This is a genomic window from Cryobacterium fucosi (assembly GCF_004403515.1).
Lineage (GTDB): Bacteria > Actinomycetota > Actinomycetes > Actinomycetales > Microbacteriaceae > Cryobacterium > Cryobacterium fucosi.
In genome coordinates this window covers 15,201-36,968 of record NZ_SOHH01000064.1, presented here as the reverse complement: position 1 = coordinate 36,968, position 21,768 = coordinate 15,201, and the positions used below count along the sequence as shown (strand labels likewise).

17 protein-coding genes and 2 tRNA genes are annotated in these 21,768 nt (G+C 66.0%); 8 read left to right on the top strand and 11 right to left on the bottom strand.

What is annotated here, in order from left to right; all coding sequences use genetic code 11:
* The first annotated feature begins 6 nt into the window (after nt 1-6).
* Together E3T48_RS08255 and adhE are read left to right on the top strand one after the other, a co-directional pair.
* Complete coding sequence (locus E3T48_RS08255) at nt 7-1,152, top strand: cysteine desulfurase family protein (RefSeq protein WP_134523590.1); 1,146 nt, start codon at nt 7-9, stop codon at nt 1,150-1,152.
* Nucleotides 1,153-1,378: 226 nt separating this feature from the next.
* Nucleotides 1,379-4,123 (top strand): bifunctional acetaldehyde-CoA/alcohol dehydrogenase, encoded by a 2,745-nt coding sequence (adhE, locus tag E3T48_RS08250; RefSeq protein ID WP_134523589.1) that lies wholly within the window; start codon nt 1,379-1,381, stop codon nt 4,121-4,123.
* 119 nt (nt 4,124-4,242) lie between these two features.
* On the opposite strand, the gene E3T48_RS08245 is transcribed toward adhE, so the two are convergent.
* Nucleotides 4,243-4,319: transfer RNA gene (locus E3T48_RS08245), tRNA-Met, on the bottom strand.
* 237 nt (nt 4,320-4,556) lie between these two features.
* On the opposite strand from E3T48_RS08245, the gene arsB reads away from it, so the two are divergent.
* The 5 genes from arsB (at nt 4,557) to E3T48_RS08220 (ending at nt 8,238) form a co-directional block, all read left to right on the top strand.
* A complete protein-coding gene (arsB, locus tag E3T48_RS08240) occupies nt 4,557-5,669 on the top strand; it encodes an ACR3 family arsenite efflux transporter (protein WP_134523588.1) in 1,113 nt (370 codons plus the stop codon).
* Nucleotides 5,670-5,724: 55 nt separating this feature from the next.
* Entirely contained in the window at nt 5,725-6,135 is a 411-nt protein-coding gene (locus E3T48_RS08235) for an arsenate reductase ArsC (RefSeq protein ID WP_134523587.1), read from the top strand.
* Nucleotides 6,136-6,147: 12 nt separating this feature from the next.
* Complete coding sequence (locus tag E3T48_RS08230; protein WP_134523586.1) at nt 6,148-6,810, top strand: arsenate reductase ArsC; 663 nt, start codon at nt 6,148-6,150, stop codon at nt 6,808-6,810.
* A gap of 114 nt (nt 6,811-6,924) precedes the next feature.
* Nucleotides 6,925-7,251 (top strand): ArsR/SmtB family transcription factor, encoded by a 327-nt coding sequence (locus tag E3T48_RS08225; protein WP_134523585.1) that lies wholly within the window; start codon nt 6,925-6,927, stop codon nt 7,249-7,251.
* Nucleotides 7,252-7,284: 33 nt separating this feature from the next.
* Nucleotides 7,285-8,238 (top strand): arsenate reductase/protein-tyrosine-phosphatase family protein, encoded by a 954-nt coding sequence (locus E3T48_RS08220; RefSeq protein ID WP_241986729.1) that lies wholly within the window; start codon nt 7,285-7,287, stop codon nt 8,236-8,238.
* Here E3T48_RS08220 and E3T48_RS08215 read toward each other — a convergent pair.
* The 8 genes from E3T48_RS08215 to E3T48_RS08180 all read right to left on the bottom strand — a co-directional run bounded on the left by E3T48_RS08215 (nt 8,235) and on the right by E3T48_RS08180 (nt 17,542).
* Nucleotides 8,235-8,822: a winged helix-turn-helix transcriptional regulator gene (locus E3T48_RS08215; RefSeq protein ID WP_134523583.1), complete on the bottom strand. Its 588-nt coding sequence runs from the start codon at nt 8,820-8,822 to the stop codon at nt 8,235-8,237. The two genes, E3T48_RS08220 and E3T48_RS08215, sit on opposite strands and share 4 nt — an antisense overlap.
* Before the next feature lie 188 nt (nt 8,823-9,010).
* Nucleotides 9,011-9,784 (bottom strand): phosphate ABC transporter ATP-binding protein PstB, encoded by a 774-nt coding sequence (pstB, locus tag E3T48_RS08210; RefSeq protein WP_478213391.1) that lies wholly within the window; start codon nt 9,782-9,784, stop codon nt 9,011-9,013.
* A 137-nt stretch (nt 9,785-9,921) separates the two neighbouring features.
* Complete coding sequence (pstA, locus tag E3T48_RS08205; protein WP_134523581.1) at nt 9,922-10,836, bottom strand: phosphate ABC transporter permease PstA; 915 nt, start codon at nt 10,834-10,836, stop codon at nt 9,922-9,924.
* Nucleotides 10,836-11,789, bottom strand: a complete 954-nt coding sequence (gene pstC / locus E3T48_RS08200) for a phosphate ABC transporter permease subunit PstC (RefSeq protein WP_134523580.1) — start codon at nt 11,787-11,789, stop codon at nt 10,836-10,838. The genes pstA and pstC overlap by 1 nt, the downstream gene beginning before the upstream one ends.
* Nucleotides 11,790-11,847: 58 nt before the next feature.
* Nucleotides 11,848-12,816, bottom strand: coding sequence for a PstS family phosphate ABC transporter substrate-binding protein (locus tag E3T48_RS08195; RefSeq protein WP_198417643.1), 969 nt, complete (start codon nt 12,814-12,816; stop codon nt 11,848-11,850).
* A gap of 372 nt (nt 12,817-13,188) precedes the next feature.
* Nucleotides 13,189-13,265: transfer RNA gene (locus E3T48_RS08190), tRNA-Met, on the bottom strand.
* A gap of 163 nt (nt 13,266-13,428) precedes the next feature.
* Nucleotides 13,429-16,323: a UPF0182 family membrane protein gene (locus E3T48_RS08185; protein WP_241986728.1), complete on the bottom strand. Its 2,895-nt coding sequence runs from the start codon at nt 16,321-16,323 to the stop codon at nt 13,429-13,431.
* A 106-nt stretch (nt 16,324-16,429) separates the two neighbouring features.
* A complete protein-coding gene (locus E3T48_RS08180; protein WP_134523579.1) occupies nt 16,430-17,542 on the bottom strand; it encodes a YlbL family protein in 1,113 nt (370 codons plus the stop codon).
* A 126-nt stretch (nt 17,543-17,668) separates the two neighbouring features.
* Between E3T48_RS08180 and E3T48_RS08175 the strand changes: the two genes are divergently transcribed.
* Complete coding sequence (locus E3T48_RS08175; RefSeq protein ID WP_420898359.1) at nt 17,669-19,024, top strand: zinc-dependent metalloprotease; 1,356 nt, start codon at nt 17,669-17,671, stop codon at nt 19,022-19,024.
* A gap of 256 nt (nt 19,025-19,280) precedes the next feature.
* Here the strand turns inward: E3T48_RS08175 and E3T48_RS08170 are convergent, their stop codons facing one another.
* A complete protein-coding gene (locus E3T48_RS08170) occupies nt 19,281-20,144 on the bottom strand; it encodes an aldehyde dehydrogenase family protein (RefSeq protein WP_134523578.1) in 864 nt (287 codons plus the stop codon).
* Nucleotides 20,141-21,676 (bottom strand): aldehyde dehydrogenase family protein, encoded by a 1,536-nt coding sequence (locus E3T48_RS08165; protein ID WP_134523577.1) that lies wholly within the window; start codon nt 21,674-21,676, stop codon nt 20,141-20,143. Before E3T48_RS08165 ends, E3T48_RS08170 begins: the two co-directional genes overlap by 4 nt.
* Nucleotides 21,677-21,768 lie beyond the last annotated feature (92 nt).

Sequence of the window (21,768 nt, the reverse complement as noted above, 5' to 3'; positions counted from 1 at the left end):
CCGCTGATGGTCTACCTCGACAACGCCGCCACCACCCCCGTGCGCCGGGAGGTGCTCGACGCGCTCTGGCCGCAGCTCACCGGTGGCTTCGGCAACCCGTCCAGCCACCACCGGGTGGGAGAGGCCGCGGCCGCCACCCTGTTGGGGGCACGTTCGAGCGTCGCGGGGGTGCTCGGCTGCCGCCCCCCCGAGGTGGTCTTCACGAGCGGCGGCACCGAGGGCGACAATCTCGCGGTGAAGGGCATCGCCCTCGGGTCGCCCCGCGGCCGCCATGTCATCACCACCCCGATCGAGCACGAGGCGGTGCTGGAATCCTGTGACTACCTGCGACGCCTGCACGGCTTCGAGATCACCATGCTCGACCCGGATGCCTCCGGCCTGGTCGACCCCGAACAGCTCCGCCGCCTGCTCCGACCTGAGACCACCCTGGTGTCCGTGCAGTACGCGAACAGCGAGGTCGGCTCGGTCCAGCCGCTCCGCGAGCTCACCGCCGTCACCCGGGCCGCGGGGGTGCCGTTCCACACGGATGCCGTGCAGGCCGCCGGCTGGCTCTCCCTCGACACCGCCGAGCTGGGCGTCGACGCCCTCACCCTCTCCGGACACAAGCTCGGCGCTCCCCAGGGCATCGGGGCAGCCTACCTGCGCCGCCGACTGCCGATCGAACCGCTGGTCCACGGCGGCGGCCAGGAACGCGGCCGCCGGAGCGGGACGGAGAACGTGGCGGGCGCCGTCGCCCTCGCGATCGCGCTTCGTCTGGCGGAGGAAGAACGCGAGGTCGCCTCGGAGCGTGTGGCCGGTCTGCGCGACACCTTCATCGCCACGGTCCTCGCCGGCACGTCCACTGCCCGGCTCACCGGGCATCCGTCCTCGCGCCTGCCCGGCAGCGCATCCTTTGTCTTCCCCGGCACCAGCGGTGAGGCCGTGCTCCTGGAACTGGAGCAGCGCGGGATCGTCTGTTCGAGCGGCTCGGCCTGTGCGGCAGGCAGCGACGAGCCCTCTCACGTTCTCACCGCGATGGGGCTCCCGGCCGAGGAGGCACTCACGGCCGTGCGGTTCACGCTGGCCTCCGGCACGACCGCCGCCGAGGCCGGCCGGGCCGCCGCCGCCGTGCACGACGCCGTCGCCGCCGTGCAGCACCTCGGCCGCCGCTGAGTCGACCTCCGGGCGCCCGCGTAAGGAACCTCCCGTATTCCCCGGCGGAGAAAATAGTTTGAAAATAATCCAGGCCGGAAAACAGCGTAAAGATCAGGATAAATGCATCAATGTATCTCTGATCGCTGGCCGAGGTCCCCCTCGCCGACGTGCACCCCTCTTCACGGGGTCGTAGAATTGCGTCAAGAGGCGAAAAGCCCAAGTTGGGCTGCCGAAGAGGGGCACCATGACAATAATCGACAAACCGGTCACCGAGTCACTTGCAACGACAATTGACACCCTGGTCAAAGGCGCGAGCAAGGCACTGCTCGAATATGCCGATTTCACCCAGGAACAGATCGACCACATCGTCAAGAAGGCGTCGGTAGCGGCCCTCAGCAAACACGCCGAACTGGCTGTTCACGCTGTGGAGGAAACCGGCCGAGGCGTCTTCGAAGACAAGGCCGTGAAGAACCTCTTCGCCTGCGAGCACGTTACGAACTCCATGCAAAACCTTAAAACAGTCGGCGTAATCAGCCACGACGAAATTACCGGCATTACCGAAATCGCCGAGCCGGTCGGTGTTATCTGCGGAATCACCCCGGTGACGAACTGCACCTCGACCGCAATCTTTAAATCCCTGATCGCCCTTAAGACCCGCAACCCGATCGTCTTCGGTTTCCACCCCGCAGCACAGCAGTCCTCCGCTGCCGCCGCTCGCATCGTGCGCGACGCGGCAATCGCCGCCGGCGCCCCGAAGAACTGTATCCAGTGGATCGAAGTTCCTTCGCTCGAGGCCAGCACTCTGCTGATGAACCACCCCGGCGTGGCCACGATCCTCGCGACCGGTGGAAACGCCATGGTCCGCGCGGCATACTCCTGCGGCAAGCCCGCCCTGGGTGTCGGTGCCGGAAACGTGCCGGCCTTCATCGAGAAGAGCGCCAAGCTCAAGCGCGCGGTCAACGACGTGGTGCTCTCCAAGGCCTTCGACTACGGCATGATCTGCGCGTCGGAGCAGGCCGTCATCATCGAAGAGCCGCTCTACAACGAGGCCATGGCCGAGTTCAAGCTGCTGCACGCCTACCGGGTCACCCCGGCCGAGAAGACCATGCTCGAAGAGTTCATCTTCGGCGTGCAGGCCAATTCGGAGAACTGCGGCGGCGCCAAGCTGAACGCCTCCGTCGTCGGCAAGTCGCCGGTCTGGATCGCCCAGCAGGCCGGATTCACCGTTCCGGAAGACACGTCGATCATCCTGGTCGAGGTCGCAAGCGTCGGACCGCACGAGCCGATGACCCGCGAAAAGCTGGCCCCCGTGCTCGCCGTGCTGCACGCCAAGGACACCGAAGAAGGCATCTCGCTCTCCGAGCAGATGGTGGAATTCGACGGTCTCGGCCACTCCGGCTCGATCCACAGCGAGAACCCCGCGATCATCGAGGAGTTCGGCAAGCGCGTCAAGGCCGTTCGCATCATCACCAACGCACCCAGCTCGCTCGGTGGCATCGGTGACATCTACAACGCCTTCATCCCCTCGCTCACCCTCGGCTGTGGCTCGTACGGCCACAACTCCGTGTCGAACAACGTGTCGGCGATCAACCTCATCAACGTCAAGCGGATCGGTCGAAGGAACAACAACTTGCAGTGGTTCAAGGTCCCCGCCAAGACGTACTTCGAGCCGAACGCCATCCGTTACCTGACGGACATGCGGGGCGTGGAGCGCGTCACCATCGTCACCGACGCGACCATGACGAAGCTCGGCTTCGTCGACAAGATCCTCGACGTGCTGAACCGCCGCGAGAACCGCGTGTCGCTGCAGATCATCGACAACGTGCTCCCGGAGCCGACCGTTGCCGCCGTCACCAAGGGCGCGGAAGAGATGCGGGCCTTCAAGCCGGACACGATCATCGCCCTCGGCGGTGGCTCGCCGATGGACGCTGCCAAGGTGATGTGGCTCCTCTACGAACACCCCGAAATCGAATTCTCCGACATGAAGGAAAAGTTCTTCGACGTGCGCAAGCGCGCGTTCAAATTCCCCGACCTCGGTGAACTCGCCAAGCTCGTCTGCATCCCGACCACCTCGGGAACCGGCTCCGAGATGACGCCCTTTGCCGTGATCACGGACGAGGTCAGCGGAGTCAAGTACCCGCTCGCCGACTACGCCCTCCTGCCGACCGTCGCGATCATCGACCCGTCGCTGACCGCTGCGATGCCGTCGTTCCTCGTTGCAGACTCCGGCTTCGATGCCCTGACGCACGCGACCGAGGCCTACGTCTCCGTCTACGCGAACGACTTCACCGACGGCCTCTGCCTGCACGCGATCAAGCTCATCTTCGAGAACATCGCGATCAGCGCCAACGGCACGGCCAACAGCACGGATGCCGGCGTCATCAAGGCCCGTGAGAAGATGCACAACGCATCCTCGATCGCCGGAATGGCATTCGGTAACGCGTTCCTCGGAATTTGTCACGCGATGGCCCACGTCACGGGTGCGCAGCTCCACTTGATCCACGGTCGAGTGAACGCCACGTACCTGCCGCACGTGATCCGTTACAACGGACTCATCCCGACCAAGCTGACCAGCTGGCCCAAGTACGAGAGCTACATCGCTCCCGAGCGGTTCCAGCAGATCGCCAAGCACCTCGGCCTCCCGGCCTCGACGCCTGAAGAGGGCATCGAGTCCTACGCCCAGGCCGTCGAGAAGCTGCGCGACCAGGTCGGCATCAAGCCGTCCTTCCAGGCCCAGGGCGTCAATGAGGAAGACTTCATCGGTCGCCTCGACTCCCTCGCGATGGGCGCCTACGGCGATCAGTGCGCACCGGCCAACCCGCGGATGCCGATGCTCGCCGACATGAAGACGATCATGGAAGCCGCGTACTACGGGACCTCGTTCAAGGAGGTGCGCGCCAGCCGCGCTGCCGTCGTGGACGCGGCCATGAAGACCGGCGCCGAAGACCAGAGCGACGCCAAGAAGCCCGCACGCAAGGCAGCCAAGTAGGCCTCACCGCCTGATTGTTGAGGAACGGCCCCGCACCGGAAGGTGCGGGGCCGTTCTGCCCTCTCCGGACGGGACGTGTACGAGAAAACCCCCGGAATCACCAGGATTCCGGGGGTTATTGGTTGCGGGGGCAGGATTTGAACCTACGACCTCTGGGTTATGAGCCCAGCGAGCTACCGAACTGCTCCACCCCGCGCTACAAGAATGAATCTACCACAGCCCCGCCGCCGCGCGGCGCACCCGACCGCGTGACGGGCCCGGAGGGCATTCACCCACCGGCCCAACGATTGGTCGGATTGGGAATGGGGTCGGTGAACGACATGTGAATAGTATGCCCATAAATTGACATCTATCGATGTATTCGCAAGACTTCATATCGACGCACGTCGATTCAATCGACGCAGATCCACACGTCGCGAATATACGGAGCCTCATGTCTTCCCCTGCACCACAGACCGCCTCGCCTGCCGGACTGGGCTTCACCGATCGGTTCCTGCCGGTCTGGATCCTCGCGGCGATGGGCCTCGGACTGCTGATGGCGGTCTTCACGCCGGCCGTCGGCGACGCCCTCGGCGCCTTCACGATCGGGTCGGTCAGCGTTCCGATCGCGATCGGGCTGTTGGTCATGATGTACCCGGTACTGGCCAAGGTGCGCTACTCGGATGCCCGCGCCGTCGCCGGCGACCGGCGGCTGCTGATCTCCTCGCTGGTGCTGAACTGGCTCATCGGTCCCGCCCTGATGTTCACCCTCGCCTGGATCTTCCTGCCCGACCTGCCCGAGTACCGCACCGGCCTGATCATCGTCGGCCTCGCCCGCTGCATCGCCATGGTGCTGATCTGGAACGAACTGGCGTGCGGCGACCGGGAGGCGGCCGCGTTCCTCGTCGCCGTCAACTCCGTCTTCCAGGTCGTCGCGTTCGGCGCCCTCGGCTGGTTCTACCTGCAGGTTCTCCCCACCTGGCTCGGTCTCTCCACCACCAGCGCCGAGTTCTCAATCTGGGCGATCACCGCCAGCGTGCTGGTGTTCCTCGGCATCCCGCTGCTGGCCGGCTACCTCTCCCGCCGGGTCGGCGAGGCCACCCGCGGCCGCGACTGGTACGAAAACCGGTTCCTGCCGAAGGTAGGCCCGTTCGCCCTCTACGGCCTGCTGTTCACGATCGTCCTCCTCTTCGCCCTGCAGGGCCGGCAGGTCATCGACCGGCCCCTGGACGTCGCACGCATCGCCCTGCCCCTGCTCGTGTACTTCGTGTTGACGTTCCTCAGCGGATTCCTGCTCGGCAAGCTGGTCGGCCTGTCCTACGAGCGCACCACGACCCTCGCGTTCACCGCCGCGGGCAACAACTTCGAGCTGGCCATCGCGGTGGCCATCGGCACCTTCGGCGCCACCAGCGGCCAGGCCCTGGCCGGCATCGTCGGCCCGCTGATCGAAGTCCCCGCCCTCGTAGCCCTCGTCTATGTGGCGTTGTGGCTGCGCCCCCGGCTGTTCCCGGAAGCCGCGCCACAGGCATCCGTCGCCGTCGCCGAGCCGGTCCCCGACCGGGTCTAGTCTCTTCTCACCACACCGATGCGCGTCCCCTTGAAAATAAAGAAGGAATTACCTCATGAGTGAAAAGCCCACCGTTCTCTTCGTCTGTGTGCACAACGCGGGCCGCTCGCAGATGGCCGCCGGCTACATGACCGCCCTCTCCCAGGGGCGGGTCGAGGTGCTCTCCGCCGGCTCAGCCCCGAAGGACCAGATCAACCCGGTCGCGATCGAGGCCATGGCCGAGGAGGGCATCGACATCGCGGGCAACGTGCCGAAGATCCTCACCACCGAGGCCGTCCAGGAGTCGGATGTCGTGATCACCATGGGCTGCGGCGACACCTGCCCGATCTTCCCCGGCAAACGCTACGAAGACTGGGAACTCGCCGACCCGGCCGGCCAGGGCATCGACTCGGTGCGCCCGATCCGCGACGAGATCAAGGCCCGCATCGAGGCCCTCCTCGCCGAGATCCTCCCCGTCACGGTCTAGGGCTCGCCCACAATGAGCGACACCAGCGCCCGCCGGTCGCTGCCGGGCCTGACGTATCCCGAGGAGCACCTGAGGCGTCTCGCCCGAGACCTGACCGTGAAGTTCACGGGTGTCTTCGGCGCCGAAACGGTCGAACGATACGTGCTCGAGTCCTACACGGCGCTGCTGCGCACGTCGACGGTGAAGGCGCACCTGGCCACCAACACGATCCGTTTCGCCACGGACCGCCTGACCGCCCTGGCGCAGGCGAAGGGCGCGATCACGCATCCGGTCCCCGAGGTGCTGTTCGTCTGCGAACAGAACGCCGGCCGGTCCCAGATGGCGGCCATCTTCACCAATGCCCTCTCCGGCGGGGCCGTGCACGTGCGTTCGGCCGGTTCCGCCCCGTCCAGGGAATTGAATCCCGTTGTCGTGGCGGCGATGGAAGAAATCGGGCTCGACTTCAGTGAGGCCTTCCCCAAGCCCCTCACCGACGACGTCGTGCAGGCCGCGGACGTCGTCATCACGATGGGGTGCGGGGACGCCTGCCCGATCTATCCCGGCAAGACGTACCAGGACTGGGCGCTGACGGACCCGTCCGGCCTGTCCCTCGATCAGGTCCGCGCGATTCGGGACCAGATCAAGACCCGGGTCGAACGGCTACTCGAAACCCTCGCACCCCAGGCGACACCATGAGGGCAGGCAACGTTCGCGTACTCAGGCAATGACGCGCCGGCCGGTGGTGATGCCGGTGTCACCGGTTCGTGACCATGGCACGCCTGGCGGCGAGGGTCGATTAGGCTCGTCCGTATGGTGGCATCGCGTTTCGGGCAGGACTACCCTGAGCCTGCCCGATCGGTTCTCGATCGAGATGCCGCCGAGGTCCTGGCCAAGACTCTCCGCGCCATTGCCGATCCAACCCGTCTGCAACTGCTCAGCATGATGCACGGGAGCCCGGAAGGGGAGGCGACTGTGGGCGACCTGGCAGACCGCCTCGGCCTGCGACAGCCCACTGTTTCGCATCACCTGAGAATCATGATCGACGATGGTCTCCTGGTCAGAGAGCAGCGCGGCCGCAATGTCTGGTACGCCATTTCCCCGGATCGCCGCTCGGCGATCGCGGACCTGTTGAGCTAGGCCGACATGACTTCCCGTCCCGCATATCCCCCTTTGGACCCGGCCGCCGCGTCCGAACGTGCACGCCAGGTCGCCGCGCTCGTTGATCCGGCGCGCCTCCGCGTTCTCAGCGTCCTGGTCAGTGACCCGGATGGTGTGCACACGGTCGGCTCGATCGGCTCGACGCTGGGCATCGATCGCCCGAACGCCACGGCGCATCTGCGGGTTCTGCTCGACGCCGGTCTCGTCACGACGAATCCGGCACAGGACGGCCCGGCCTACATTCCGTCACCGGATGCGTGGATCCGGTTCGGTCGGATGCTGGTGCCCGCCCGTGGGAGGGTTCCCTCCGCGATGACCACGATGGCTGCGGCTGCGGAGACCGGTCTGCCTCCAGTCATCCAACAGATCTCAAGTCGTCTCGCCTACCGATTCAGCTCGTATTTTTCCAAGGAGACCGTCCAGCGATATGTGGCCGAGAGCTACGCGCTGCTCCAGGACCGTGCCAAGGTCACCCGTCATCTGCCCTCGCTGACGAGCCGTTTCGCTACCGACCGGCTGTCTGCACTGGCGACGTCGCAAGGCCTTCACCTGTCCGGGACGCCTGAGGTGCTCTTCGTGTGCGTGCAGAATGCCGGACGTTCGCAGATGGCGGCCGGCCTGCTTCGGCAGTTCGCCGGAACACGAGTCCATGTGCGCACGGCAGGGTCTCAGCCGGCACCTGTCCTGGACGACATGGTCGTCACTGTGCTGGACGAGATCGGTGTGCCGATCCTGGCGGAATTTCCGAAACCGCTCACGGATGAGGTGGTGCAAGCAGCGGACATCGTCATCACGATGGGTTGCGGCGACGCCTGTCCGATCTATCCGGGCCGCCGCTACATGGATTGGCCCATCGCTGACCCCGCCGGCCGTTCGATCGAGGATGTCCGGATCATCCGTGACGAGATCCAGGAACGCGTCGAGTCGCTGCTGCGCAGCCTGGGCTTCGACGTTCCGGAGAGTTAGGAAGTTTCGGCGACCCGATATCCGAGTCCCCGAACCGTTTCGAGTGTCGCCGCGGCCTCTGGTGAAGCTGTGTGCAGTTTCTTGCGCAGCCGCCCCAGGGCGACCCGGGTGCCCGCGACGCTGCCGTCGTCGTAGATCCCGTGGCCGGCAGTGAGTTCTTCGGCGGTCACGACCCTCGGCGACTCATTCATCAGGTTTTTCAGGAGCTGGAATTCCCGGGGGGTGAGGGAAACGAACTTGCCGTCGACTTTGACACGAAATGATTGCGGTTCCAGAATGATGGGCCCAACGGTCAGGGTGAGTGCCGGATCTCCCAAACGCGGCCCGTACGCACCCAGCTGGTGAAGTGTGTCGGCCAGGCCCTGAGCGGTGAAGGGCAAGGCTAGCAGGGCGCGGGCACCGTGTTCGAGGGCGTGAAACGCTACTTCGTATGACTGTGTGTCGCCGGACACTCCCACGATGACCGGTACATTCGCCCAGGCGCTGACGGCGTCAATGAAGTGGAGGATGTCCACGCCGCGCATATCGGTCGGCGCGATGATCGCCGCAGGCTCCTCCTGGCTCAGGCCGAGCAGGGCTGCCACCCCCTCCGAATACGGATGCAGCTCAATTCCCTGTCGCAGGAGATCGGTGCCGGACTCCTGGCCGGGGTTCGTGTCGGAGCCGATCGTCAGGACGCGAATCGGCCAACGAACAGCGCCCGGCACCCGCCGGGTTGAAGCGCGCTGGGGCTGCGCGGCCTGGTCGTTGGTCTTTTCCGTCCTGATGAGGATCACCCGAACCGACCCGAAATGTAGTCCTCGGTGCGCTGGTCCGAGGGGGACTCAAAGATTTTCTGGGTCTTGTCGAATTCAACCAGGACGCCGGTTCGGTCACCGGTGTCCTCACTGGCGAGGGCTGTGAAGAATGCTGTTCGGTCGGCGACTCTCGCGGCCTGTTGCATATTGTGAGTCACGATGACGATTGTGTAGTCCTCGCGTAGCTCAAACATGAGGTCTTCGATCTTGCTCGTCGCGATCGGGTCGAGTGAGGAGCAGGGCTCGTCCATCAGGATCACGTCGGGTTTGACGGCGATTGTGCGGGCGATGCACAGGCGCTGCTGCTGCCCGCCGGAGAGTCCGAACGCTGACTGTTTGAGCTTGTCCTTGACTTCGCCCCACAGGGCTGCACGGGTCAGAGCTTCCTCGACGAGGTCGTCCATGTTCGACGCTTTCATGCCGATCACGCGCGGCCCGTAAGCGATGTTGTCGTAGATGGATTTCGGGAAGGGGTTGGGCTTCTGGAAAACCATACCGATCCGGCGTCGCACCTCGATGGCATCGACCTCCTTGGCATAGATGTCTTCGCTTTGGAAAGTGACGGAGCCTTCCACGCGTGCACCGACAATGAGGTCGTTCATCCGGTTCAGGGACCGCAGCAGGGTGGATTTTCCGCAACCAGAGGGACCGATCATCGCGGTGATCTCGTTCTGGCCGAAGACCAGGTCAACCCCGGTCACGGCACGGAAGTCGCTGTAGTACACGTTCACGTCGCTACATTCCAGGATCGGCTTCGGGAGTTCGGGCAGAAGCCCTCCCCGATGCCCGTGCTGAGGCGTGACGTGAAGAGCCGGCTTGATTTCGGCGTTCGTTGAATAGCTCGCGGAGCGGGAGTCGCTGGTCATCACTGGTTCCTGTCTTGCGATTACCAGCGCTGCTGGTAGCGGTTGCGAATAAAAATGGCGAGACCGTTCATGGCGATCAGGATTCCCAGCAGCAGGATGCTCGCTGCGGAAGCCAATTCGTGCAACTCGGCCTGCGGGCGTGAGGTCCAGTTGAAGATCTGGATGGGCATCGTCGTGTAACCGCTGAGCAAACCGTTGGGGTCGAAGCTGACGAATACGAGGGCGCCCAAGACCAACAGCGGGGCCGCCTCTCCGAGCGCTCGGGATAGGCCGAGGATGGCTCCGGTCGCGATGCCCGGCACGGATGCGGGCAGGGTCTGCCGCCACACGGTTTGCAGGGGCGTCGCGCCCAGTGCCAGCGATCCCTGACGGATCTCCACCGGTACGGACCGCAGCGCCTCGCGGGTGGAGATGATGATGACCGGCAGCACGAGCAGTCCGAGGGCGAGGGCGCCTCCGATGACGATGTTCTTGTTCTGCACGCCCAGCAGTGCGAGAAAGCCCAGGGCGAGCAGACCGTAGACGATCGACGGAACGGCCGCGAGGTTCTGCACGTTGAGCTCGATTACCCGGTTTATCCACTTCTTGCGGTCCGCGAATTCTTCCAGGTGGATGGCCGCGGCCACCCCGAGGGGGATGGTGAGGACCGCGGTCACGCCGATCACCCAGATCGAGCCGAGGATCGCCGGCCGGAGGCCCGCTCGCTCGGGGGCGGATGAGGGGAATTCGGTGATCAATCGCGCGTCGAGCCGGTCGGCTCCGTCGATGAGCGTGGTGATGATCAGGGTCAGGAGCACGCCGAAGGAGACGAACAGGCTCAGCCACAAAATGACCAGGAACAGGATTGAGCGGGCGCTGTTCTCGCCGCCCTTGACCTTGCCCCGGATGCTCGCGCTGCGGATATGCGCGCCGAGACCGGTTGTCAATAGCGTCATCAGTAGATCTCCCGGAAGCGACGGACGAAACGGATGCTGATGAAGTTGAACAGCAGCGTGACGAGGAACAGGAGCAGGCCGACGGCGAAGAGAGTGTCGTATTCGAGGGAGCCGACCCGGGAGTCTCCGAGGGCCGCGTTTGCGATGAACCCGGTCATGGTCTGGCCCTGTTCGAGCGGGCCGGTCACCATGCGGGCCTGGCCGCCGGCGGCGATCGCGACGATCATGGTCTCTCCGACGGCTCGCGAGACGCCGAGGACGATGGCCGCGATGATGCCGGACAGCGCGGCGGGGAAGACCACCCGCACGGTGGTCTGCATGCGGTTCGCGCCGAGGGCCGCGGATCCCTGCCGCATTCCCAGCGGAACGGCCGACATGGCGTCTTCGCTGATCGAGGCGATCGTCGGAACGATCATCACCCCCATCACCAGTCCCGCGGCCAGCACGCTGAACGCCCCGGTGTCGAGGGCGAACCACTCGCGAAGCACAGTCGCTTGCACGAATTGAAGGGCGAAAAGGCCGAAGACGACCGTGGGGATCCCGGCCAGGATCTCCAGTATGGGTTTGAGTACCTTCCGAACGCCCGGTAGGGCGTATTCGGAGAGGAAGATCGCCGCGCCCAGACCCAACGGGATGGCAACGAGGAGGGCGATTCCGGAGGTCCACAGGGTTGCGCTGATGAGCGGGAGAACGCCGAACGACGCATCCGCGAACCGAGGCGCCCATCGGTCTCCGAAGAGGAAGTCGGCCACGGAAACCGTGCGGAAGAACTCGATTGACGGCACCAGGAGGGCGACCAGGATGCCGATCGTGATCAGAATGGTCAGAATCGCGGCGGCGCGCAGTACGAGCCGGACGAGAGTTTCACCGTGACGCGGTCGGGTGGACATCAGGGACACCGCGGGGCGGCCCGGCTGGATAGCCGGGCCGCCAACGGGGGTGAGTGTGCTCATGTACGCACTCTCTCCTTCTTGAATCTTCTGATCAGATGTGACGAACGTGCGGGAGTGACTAGCCGACGAGCGTGGCGAGCTCGTCCTGGGCCTTGGTCTTCTGCTCGTCGGTCAGGCCGATGAACAGGGCGGCCTCGGCAACCTTGGCTTCGTTCTCCACGTAGTAGTCGATGAAGGTGCGCAGCTGCTCCTTCTCGGCGTAGGCGGCGTTGTTCACGTAGATGTAGAGGGCGCGGCCGAGCGGCTGGTAGGTGCCGTCCTGCACGGTCTCGCTGGTGGGGTAGACGCAGCCTTCGCCGCCGTCGACCTCAATAGCGGTGATGGCGTCCTTGTTCTCTTCGACGTAGCTGAGGCCGAAGAAGCCCATGGCTCCCTTGTCGCCCGAGACGCCCTGCACGGTGATGTTGTCGTCCTCGGACGGGCTGTAGTCGGTGCGGATGGCACCCTCTTCGCCGTTGATGGCCGCGGTGAAGTAGTCGAAGGTGCCCGAGTCGGTGCCAGCACCGAAGAGGCTCAGTTCCTGGTCGGGGAATGCCGGGTCAACCTGGTTCCAGTTCGTGATCTTGCCTTCGGAGTCGGGACCCCAGATGGTCTTCAGCTGCTCGACGGTCAGGCACTTGGCCCAGTCGTTCTCCGGGTTGACCACAACGGACAGGCCGTCGTTGGCGATGACGATTTCGGTGTATTCGATGCCGGCCGTTTTGCAGGCGGCGATTTCCTCGTCCTTGATCGGGCGGGACGCATCGGAGATGTCGGTTTCACCGGCGCAGAACGCCTTGAAGCCGCCGCCGGTGCCGGAGGTGGCGACGGTGACGTTGACGCCGGGCTCGACGTCGCGGAAGAGGTCGGCGGCGGCCTCGCTCAACGGTGCAACCGTCGAGGAGCCGTCGATGGTGACGGAGCCGGACAGTCCGGCCTCCGGGTCGGTGCTGGTCCCGGTGGACTGGCCGCCGCAGGCGGTGAGGAGCAAGGTTGCGGCAAGAACACTAGCGCTGATACTCGCGGTCTTGAAAGAAAGCAGGGACACTTTCGTGGTCCTTTCCTTAGCGGCTGGTGCCGCGGAACGTGAACTGTGATTGCCGACCGACGGACGACATCACCTATAGAAGTTGGTCTATATGAACACGCGGTGAACAAAAGTTAACGGGACTCTGTCGATACATCTACAGCTTCTGATCGCCTTCGCGTGCGGGGAATCAGGCTTCTGGGTATGCGAGGCGTTCATTTTCAGAGCGATGATGGGCGGGCAGCCTGGGCATTCCGGTGGCGCGCCAAGGCCCGCGCCCTCCAGAACGACCGGGCGAGGAAAAAAGAAGACGGGCCGATGCAGCATTTCTGCTGAACCGGCCCGTCCAAAGCGCTTCCATGAAAACCCAATAGGTGTTCCGCGAAAGGCTCATGGTTGCGGGGGCAGGATTTGAACCTACGACCTCTGGGTTATGAGCCCAGCGAGCTACCGAACTGCTCCACCCCGCGCTACGACTACAAATTTACCACAGCCTCGCGAACCGGCCGACCACAGCCCCCGTCCCCACAGGCCCCCCAGACGCCGCATACGCGGGTGCCGCGCCGCGCCGCGGGTGGCAGGGCCACCGACAGGACGGCGCAGCACCCGCGTATGCGGATGGTGCGCTGGTGTTTAGCCGAGGAGCGCCAGCATGCTGGCGATGGTGTCGGCCAGCTTCTTGTCGGCCACGCCATAGGCGGAGAAGTCGCCCGCGGTCAGGGCCGCCTGCTTGTCACTCAGCGCCTGCTTGGCGACGGCCAGGAGCGACTTGAGCTCGGCATCCTTCGCCGGGTCGCCGGTCGAAGTCGGAGGGGTCGTAGTTCCGGTGGCCGGCGGGGTCGTCGTGGTCGGCGGCACGCTGGTGTCGCCGGCGTTGGCACCGGAATCACCGCCGAAGAGCACGTCGAGCGCCTTGTCGAGGGTGTCTTCGAAGGCGATCTGATCACCGAACGCCACGAGCACCTTCTGCAGCAACGGGTAGCTCGTCTCACCGGTCGACTGCACGTAGACGGGCTGCACGTAGAGCAGTCCCCCGCCGACGGGCAGGGTGAGCAGGTTGCCGTTGAGGACCTTGGACTGGCCCTGCTTGAGCAGGTTCAACTGGGTGGACACGGTCGGGTCCGCGTTGAACTTCGCCTGCACCTGGCCCGGGCCGGGAACGGTGTCGTCCTTCGGCAGGGTGAGGAGCCTGATCTTGCCGTAGCCGGCCGCACGCTTGCCGTCGGTGGAGCCGGCATCCGCGTCCACGGCGAGATAACCGGTGAGCACGTTGCGGCTGGTCGCTCCGGTCGCATCCGGGATGAAGGTCGAGTACAGCGTGAAGGCCGGCTTCTCCGACCCGGGCACCTGCATGGTGAGGAAGTACGGCGGCTGCAGGGTCGTGTTCGTCGACGGCGACACCGGGTCGTTCGGCGTGGTCCAGGCGTCGTCGACCGAGTAGAACGAGCCGGGGTCGGTGACGTGGTACTTGCCGAGCACCTTGCGCTGCACCTTGAAGAGGTCCGCCGGGTAGCGCACGTGGCTCATCAGGTCGCCGCTCATCTCGCTCATCGGCTTGAGCGTCGACGGGAAGATCTTCTGCCACGTCTTCAGGATCGGCTCCTTGTCGTCCCAGGCGTAGAGCGTGACCGAACCGTCGTAGGCGTCGACCGTCGCCTTGACGGCATTGCGCATGTAGTTGATGTTGTCGAGCGCGAACGGCTGCGGCGGCGTCTCGGTGTCGGCGATCGCGTCGCTCAGCCCGACCGGGGTCGAGTACGGGTAGCCGGCCGAGGTGGTGTAGCCGTCGATGATCCACTTGAGACGCCCGTCGACGACCGACGGGTACGCGTCCGAGTCGAGGGTGAGGTACGGCGCCACCTTCTGCACCCGGGTGACCGGGTCGCGGTCGTAGAGGATCTGCGACTTCTCGTTCACGTCGTTGGCGAGGAAGATCTGCTCCGACTGGAACTTCAGCGCGTAGATCAGCTTGTTGAACGGGTTGTCGAGCTTCGGGCCGCCGTTGCCGGTGAAGGTCGTGTAGGTCTGCTGTGCACCCTCCGTGCCGGACGGGTAGTCGAGTTCGACCGGCTTGCTGCCCTCAGCGGCTCCCACGATCGAGTAGGTCGGCGAGCTCTCGCCGAAGTACACCCGCGGCTCGTACTTGCCGAGCGATCCGCTGCTCGGGATGCCGGATTCGAGGAAGACCGGCTGGCCGTCGGCAGAACGCTGGTTGCCATAGGCCGCCACAACGCCGTACCCGTGGGTGTAGACGATGGTCGAGTTCACCCAGGTGGCGCCGGCGTTGAGGCCGGAGAGCTTGAGGTCGCGCACGGCGACCACGGTGTCCTGCGACTTCTGGTCGATCACGTACCGGTCGACGTCGAGATTCGACGGGAACTGGTAGTACTGCTTGAACTGCTCGAGCTGGCTGAACGCGTCACTGACCAGGGCCGGGTCGAGGATGCGGATGTTCGCGGTGGTCTCCGCGTCGGCGCGGAGCGCGCCGGGCTCTGCCGTGGTGCTCGCGTTGTACGGGACCTCCTCGACGTCGGCCAGGCCATAGGCATCCCTGGTGAGGTCGATGTTGCGTTTGATATACGGCGACTCGAGCGTCTTGGCGCTGGGGACGACCTGGAAGCGCTGCACCACCCACGGGTAGAGCGAGCCCAGCAGCAGGCTGCTCACGATCAGGAGCGCAGTGCCGATGACGGGCAGGCGCCAGCGGCCGATGACCGCCGTGACCAGGAAGAGGATGGCGACGACGGCTGCGATCCCCGCGAGGATCGCCCGCCCTGGGATCGTGGCGTTGACGTCGGTGTAGCCGGCGCCGGTGAACAGCTCATTCGTGTCGGTCAGGGTGGAGTACTGGTCGAGCCAGATGCTCACTGCCTGGAGCAGCAGATAGAGGCTGGCGGTGACCGCGATCTGGATCCTGGCAGCACGGGCGACGAGCACGTCGCGTCCGCTCACCCGGATCGACCCGTAGAGGTAGCTCGTCGCGGCGGCCACGATGGCGGCGATCAGAACGACGGCCGACGCGAAGCCGAGGACGGCCTGGAAGAAGGGAAGGTCGAAGAGGTAGAACGAGACGTCGAAACCGAACTGGGGCTCGGTCTTGCCGGTGGTGGTGCGGTTCAGCCACATCAGCACGACCTGCCACCGGGTCGCTGCGGCGACACCGGCGAACAGGCCGAGCAATGCCGGGATGCCGTACATGGCCAGGCGACGCAAAGGCTCGATGACCTGCTGGTACCGGTCGAGCTGCGAGTTCAGCTTGGCGTAGACGGGGCGGAGCCGGTAGGCGATCTGGATGCTCACCCAGACCGGGAGGGCCATGGCCACGAAGCCGATCAGGAACAGGACCGTGCCGGCGAGCCATTGGGTGGTCAGCACGCTGAGGAAGCCGAGCTGGTCGAACCAGAGGACATCCGCGTACAGTCCGGCGAAGATGAAGAATACAATCACCAGCCCCGCGATGATCGCGGCCGTGATGGCGAGGGGGGCTCTGCTCCGTCGGGGGATGCCCGCGGATGAATTTGTGCTCACGAATTGGCCTCTTGCTCTGTCCGATTAGGGTCAACCTCTAGTCTAGACAGGGCTTTCGTTCCGTACCTGCACGTTGACCGCGAGGCCCTGAACCTCTGCTGGGAGATCAGCCGGCCGGGCAGGTGGGCAGCTCGGCCAGGTTCCCGTCGGTGCGGATGGCGTCCAGCACCGCCAGCGAATCGTCGAGCGTCTTCACCGCGAAGACCTTGAGCCCGTCGGGGACGTGCCCGGTGACCTCGTTGCAGTTGTCTATCGGTGCCAGGAACCAGTCGACGCCGGCCTCACTGGCCCCCTCGAGTTTCTGACGGATGCCGCCGATCGGGCCGACCGTGCCGGCCTGGTCGATGGTTCCGGTGCCGGCGACATCCGCCCCGCCCTGGATCGCCCCGGGCGTGAGCTTGTCGATGATTCCGAGGGCGAACATCATGCCGGCGCTCGGCCCGCCCACCTGGTCGAGCTGGATCTTCACGTCGAACGGGAAGTCGTAGGAGGTTGTGACGTTGATGCCGACGACCACGGCCCCGGAGGACTTCACGGGGGCAACCTGCACGGTGAGGTCCTTGCCGTCGCGGAGGATGCCGATGCTGGCGGGGGCCTCGGTGCCGTTCGCCTTGAGGGCCTTCCGGAGCGTGGCGATGTCGGCGACGGCGGCCCCGTTCACGGAAACGACCTGGTCGCCGGCCTTCATGATCCCCTTCGCCGGGGAATCCTTGGGCAGGGAGACGACCGACACGACGGTCGGGTAGTCGTAGCCGAGGTTGGTCAGCGCCGCGGCGATGGCGTCCTGCTGCGAATTGACCATCATCGCCTGGTTTTCGTCGTCCCGCTGTTCGGTCGTGACGTTCGGCGGGAAGGCGGCATCGATGGGGATGACCGCCTGGCGGGGGTCCAGCCACGCCGCGGCGACCTTCAGCCAGCTCGGCCGGTTGCCGGGGTTCCCGATCAACGAGACCGTGAGCAGGTCAAGGCTGCCCTCGGTCGGGTACACGGTCTCGCCGGGGATGGTGATCAGCGGCGTCTCCGTGCCGTTGTGCTTGGCCGTGCCGATCGTGTTGTAGACGGGCCCCGGCTTCTCGATCACGTACGGCGACGGGGTCACCCCGAGGATGAGACCGATCGTGAGGGCGACGCCGAGCACGATCCAGCCGGCCCTTCCGGCGCGGCCCGATCGATGCGGATGTTCGCCGGACGGTGGCGCGTCATCGGTGAAAAGGGCCACCGGGTTCCTTCCAGGTTGCGTGTTCGCGACAGGCGGACACCAGAGACCCACCAGCGTAGGACATTTCCCAGCTCGGATAGGCGATCTCCGGATAGCGTAGAGGCACGCGACTGAGAGGTGCCTGAAGTGGCCGACGACTCACGACCCGACGAGGGTCACAATCCCGAAGACGAGTTCCGGGACATGCTGCGCGACATCCTGTCCGGGAAGTCGTCGATCGATCCGAGCCAACTCGCCGGCGCCGCCGGACTGCCCAGCGACCCCGCGAGCATCGCCGCGTTGATGAGCCAGCTGCAGGGTGCGCTGCGCGGCGACGGCGGCATCAACTGGGACGTCGCGCTGAGCCAGGGACAGGAACGCGCCGCCGCCGGGGCCCTCTCGCCGACCCCGAAAGAGCGTGCGGAACTCGACCAGGCCTTCCACATCGCCGCCCTCTGGCTGGACGATGTGATCTCCGTCGCCGAACTCACCACGTCGCCCCGATTGATGACCCGCAAGGAATGGGTCATCGCGACCATGCCGCTCTGGACCCAGCTGGCCGAGCCGGTCGCGACCAGTATCTCCGACTCACTGACCCGGGTGCTCACCGAACAGGCCCCCGAGGAACTGCAAGGTATGATGGCCGGTGCGAGCCAGGTCATGCGCAGCATCGGCGGCACCCTCTTCGCGATGCAACTCGGGCAGGTCGTCGGCCAGCTCGCGAGCGAGGTCGTCTCGGGCGGCGACGTCGGGATCCCGCTTCTCAGCGACCAGCAGGCTGCCCTGGTCCCCCAGAACGTCGCCGAGTTCGGCGACGGACTCGACGTGCCCGCCGACCAGGTGCAGATCTACCTGGCGGTGCGCGAACTCGCGCACGCGCGGCTGTTCCGCCATTCGCGCTGGCTTCGGCTGCACCTGATCAGTTCGATCACCGAGTTCGCGCGCGGGATCCGTATCGATTCCAGCCGACTCGAGGAACTGGCGGAGGGCTTCGACCCGTCAAACCCGGAGGAGTTGCGCCAGGCCATGGTGAACGGGTCGCTGATCCCGCCGAAGACCGACGCGCAACTGGCCGCACTCGATCGGCTGGAGACCATCCTGGCCCTGGTCGAGGGCTGGGTCGACGTGGTCACGATGGAGGCGACCGGACGGCTGCCCAAGGCGGACGCGATCGCCGAGACCGTCAAGCGGCGCCGGGCGTCCGGCGGCCCCGCCGAGTCCGCCTTCTCCACCCTGGTCGGGCTGGAACTCCGGCCCCGCCGACTGCGGGAGGCCGCCGCCATGTGGCAGGCCGTGACGGATGCCGTCGGCAACGAGGCGCGCGACCAGCTCTGGGCGCACCCCGACCTTCTGCCCACGAGCGCCGACCTCGACGACCCGCAGAATCTGGTCGCCCGGCTGACCAGTTCGGCCCAGGGCGCGGAGCCCGTGCTCGACGAGGTCGACCAGGCCCTCGAGGACCTGCTGCGCGACGACAACACCGAGCGGCCCCACGAGGAGTAGCGCCCGTCTCGCGGGCCGGTCTCGACAAGCTCGACCACCGGTCCGCTGCCGTCGGTGATCGAGCCCGTCGGTGATCGAGCCTGTCGGTGATCGAGCCCGTCGGTGATCGAGCCCGTCGAGATCCCCGGTCTCGACAAGCTCGACCACCGGTCCGCTCCCGTCGGTGATCGAGCCTGTCGAGATCCCCGGTCTCGACAAGCTCGACCACCGGTCCCAAGCTCGACCACCGGTCCGACCACCGGCCGCAGCGGTGCGGCTAGATCAGGCCCTTGGTGTGCCAGATCGTCTTGGTTTCCGTGAACGCGACGATGCGCGCGAGCGACGGGCTCGCGGCATCCGGGCCGTTCTCCGGCTGCAGCACCCGGGTGAGCGTCTCCGCGGCATCGATCTGCAGGTTCACCCAGTCGAGGTCACCGGCCCCGACGAGGTCGATGGCATTCACGTCGGCGTGGCTGGCCAGCCACGGCGCCATCTCGGCGGGTGAACCGGTGAGGATGTTCACGACCCCGCCGGGCACGTCGCTGGTGGCGAGGACCTCGCCCAGGCTGACCGCGGACAGCGGCATCGTCTCGTTGGCGACGACGACGACCGTGTTGCCCGCCACCAGGGCAGGGGCGACCGCGCTGACCAGTCCCAGCAGCGAGCCGCCGGACTGCGGGGCGATGATCGCGACGACGCCGGTGGGCTCCGGCACGGAGATGTTGAAATACGGACCGGAAACCGGGTTCGCATTCCCGGCGACCTGCACGTACTTGTCGGCCCAGCCGGCGTACCAGACCCAGCGGTCGATCGCCTCGTCGACCTGGGCGGATGCCGCGTTCGGCGTCACGCCCTCGGTCTGCACGATCTCGTCGATGAACTGCACGCGGCGGCCCTCGAGGAGTTCGGCGATCCGGTAGAGCACCTGGCCACGGTTGTACGCCGTGGCGCCGGCCCAGCCGCCGAGGGCCGACCGTGCCGCGACGACCGCGTCGCGGGCGTCCTTCCGGCTGGCCTGCGCGGCGTTGGCAAGGAAGCCCCCGCCGTGCGAACGGATCTCGTAGACCCGGCCCGACTCGCTGCGCGGGAACTTGCCGCCGATGTAGAGCTTGTAGGTCTTGGGAACGGCGAGGCGGGTCACTTTGCGGCCTTCTTTCGTGAAACGGGGGCCTTCGCGTCGAGCTCCGGCGAGGATTCGGCGGGAGCCGTCGCGACCGTGCGGGCGGCTGACCGCCCCGCGGCGGGCTTGAGATATGAGGCGAGGCCGTGGCGGCCGCCCTCGCGCCCGTAGCCGGATTCCTTGTAGCCGCCGAACGGGCTGGCCGGGTCGAACCGGTTGAAGGTGTTCGCCCAGATCACTCCGGCGCGAAGCTTGTCGGCGACGGCGAGGATGCGGCTGCCCTTCTCGGTCCAGATCCCGGCGGACAGGCCATACGGCGTGTTGTTCGCCTTCGCGATGGCCTCGGCCGGGGTGCGGAAGGTGAGCACCGACAGCACCGGCCCGAAGACCTCTTCCCTGGCGATGCGGTGGCTGGTCGACACATTGGTGAAGATGGTCGGCGCGAACCAGAAGCCGCTGTCCGGCAGCACGCACGCCGGGCTCCAGCGTTCGCCGCCCTCCTGCTCGCCGATGGCGGTGAGCTCACGGATCCGCCGCAGCTGGTCGGCGCTGTTGATGGCGCCGATGTCGGTGTTCTTGTCGAGCGGGTCGCCGAGGCGCAGCGTCGAAAGTCGCTGCTTGAGCCGGTCGATTACCTCGTCGTGGATGCTCTCCTGCACCAGGAGGCGGCTTCCCGCGCAGCAGACGTGACCCTGGTTGAAGAAGATTCCGTTGACGATTCCCTCGACGGCCTGGTCGATCGGCGCGTCGTCGAAGACGATGTTCGCGGCCTTGCCGCCGAGCTCCAGGATGACCTTCTTGTCGGTGCCGGCCACCGAGCGGGCGATGGCCCGGCCGGCCCCGGTCGAACCGGTGAAGGCGACCAGGTTGACGTCGGGGTGGCCGACGAGGGCCTGGCCGGTTTCCCGGCCGCCGGTGACGATGTTGACGACTCCGGCGGGCAGGTCGGCCTGCTGCAGGATCTCCGCGAACAACAGCGCGGTGAGGGAGGTGGTCTCGGCGGGCTTGAGTACGACCGTGTTGCCGGCGGCGAGGGCCGGGGCGATCTTCCACGCCAGCATCAGCAGGGGGAAGTTCCACGGGATCACCTGGGCGGCGACGCCGCGAGAGGACGGGGTCGGTCCGACGCCGGCGTGGTCGAGCTTGTCCGCCCACCCGGCGTAGTAGAAGAACCACGCGGCGACCAGGGGCACGTCGACGTCGCGGCTCTCCTTGATCGGCTTGCCGTTGTCGAGGGTCTCGGCAACGGCGAGTTCGCGGGCGCGCTCCTGCACGAGGCGGGCGATCCGGAAGAGGTACTTCCCGCGGTCGCTGCCGGAGAGCTTCGACCAGGTGCGGTCGTAGGCGCGTCGGGCCGCGGCGACGGCGGTGTCGACATCCGCCGTGTTGGCGTGCGCGATCATCGCGATCGGCTTCTCGGTGGCCGGGTTGATGGTCTGGAACGGAACGCCCCGGCCGGGGACGAAATCGCCGTTGATGAACAGGCCGTAGTCCGGGCGGAGGTGCAGCACGGCCTGGGACTCCGGTGCCGGAGCGTAGTCAAGAAAAGTCATCATATTCCTTCGGTGATCGAGCTTGTCGTCGGTGATCGAGCTTGTCGTCGGTGATCGAGCCTGTCGTCGGTGATCGAGCTTGTCGACGGTGA

Bases quoted from the DNA above. Each gene is read 5' to 3' on its own strand.
- pstA (WP_134523581.1), bottom strand. From the start codon at position 10,836: ATGACGCTATTGACAACCGGTCTCGGCGCGCATATCCGCAGCGCGAGC.
- E3T48_RS08255 (WP_134523590.1), top strand. From the start codon at position 7: ATGGTCTACCTCGACAACGCCGCCACCACCCCCGTGCGCCGGGAGGTG.
- E3T48_RS08165 (WP_134523577.1), bottom strand. From the start codon at position 21,676: ATGACTTTTCTTGACTACGCTCCGGCACCGGAGTCCCAGGCCGTGCTG.
- arsB (WP_134523588.1), top strand. From the start codon at position 4,557: ATGTCTTCCCCTGCACCACAGACCGCCTCGCCTGCCGGACTGGGCTTC.
- pstC (WP_134523580.1), bottom strand. From the start codon at position 11,789: ATGAGCACACTCACCCCCGTTGGCGGCCCGGCTATCCAGCCGGGCCGC.
- E3T48_RS08235 (WP_134523587.1), top strand. From the start codon at position 5,725: ATGAGTGAAAAGCCCACCGTTCTCTTCGTCTGTGTGCACAACGCGGGC.
- E3T48_RS08225 (WP_134523585.1), top strand. From the start codon at position 6,925: ATGGTGGCATCGCGTTTCGGGCAGGACTACCCTGAGCCTGCCCGATCG.
- adhE (WP_134523589.1), top strand. From the start codon at position 1,379: ATGACAATAATCGACAAACCGGTCACCGAGTCACTTGCAACGACAATT.
- E3T48_RS08230 (WP_134523586.1), top strand. From the start codon at position 6,148: ATGAGCGACACCAGCGCCCGCCGGTCGCTGCCGGGCCTGACGTATCCC.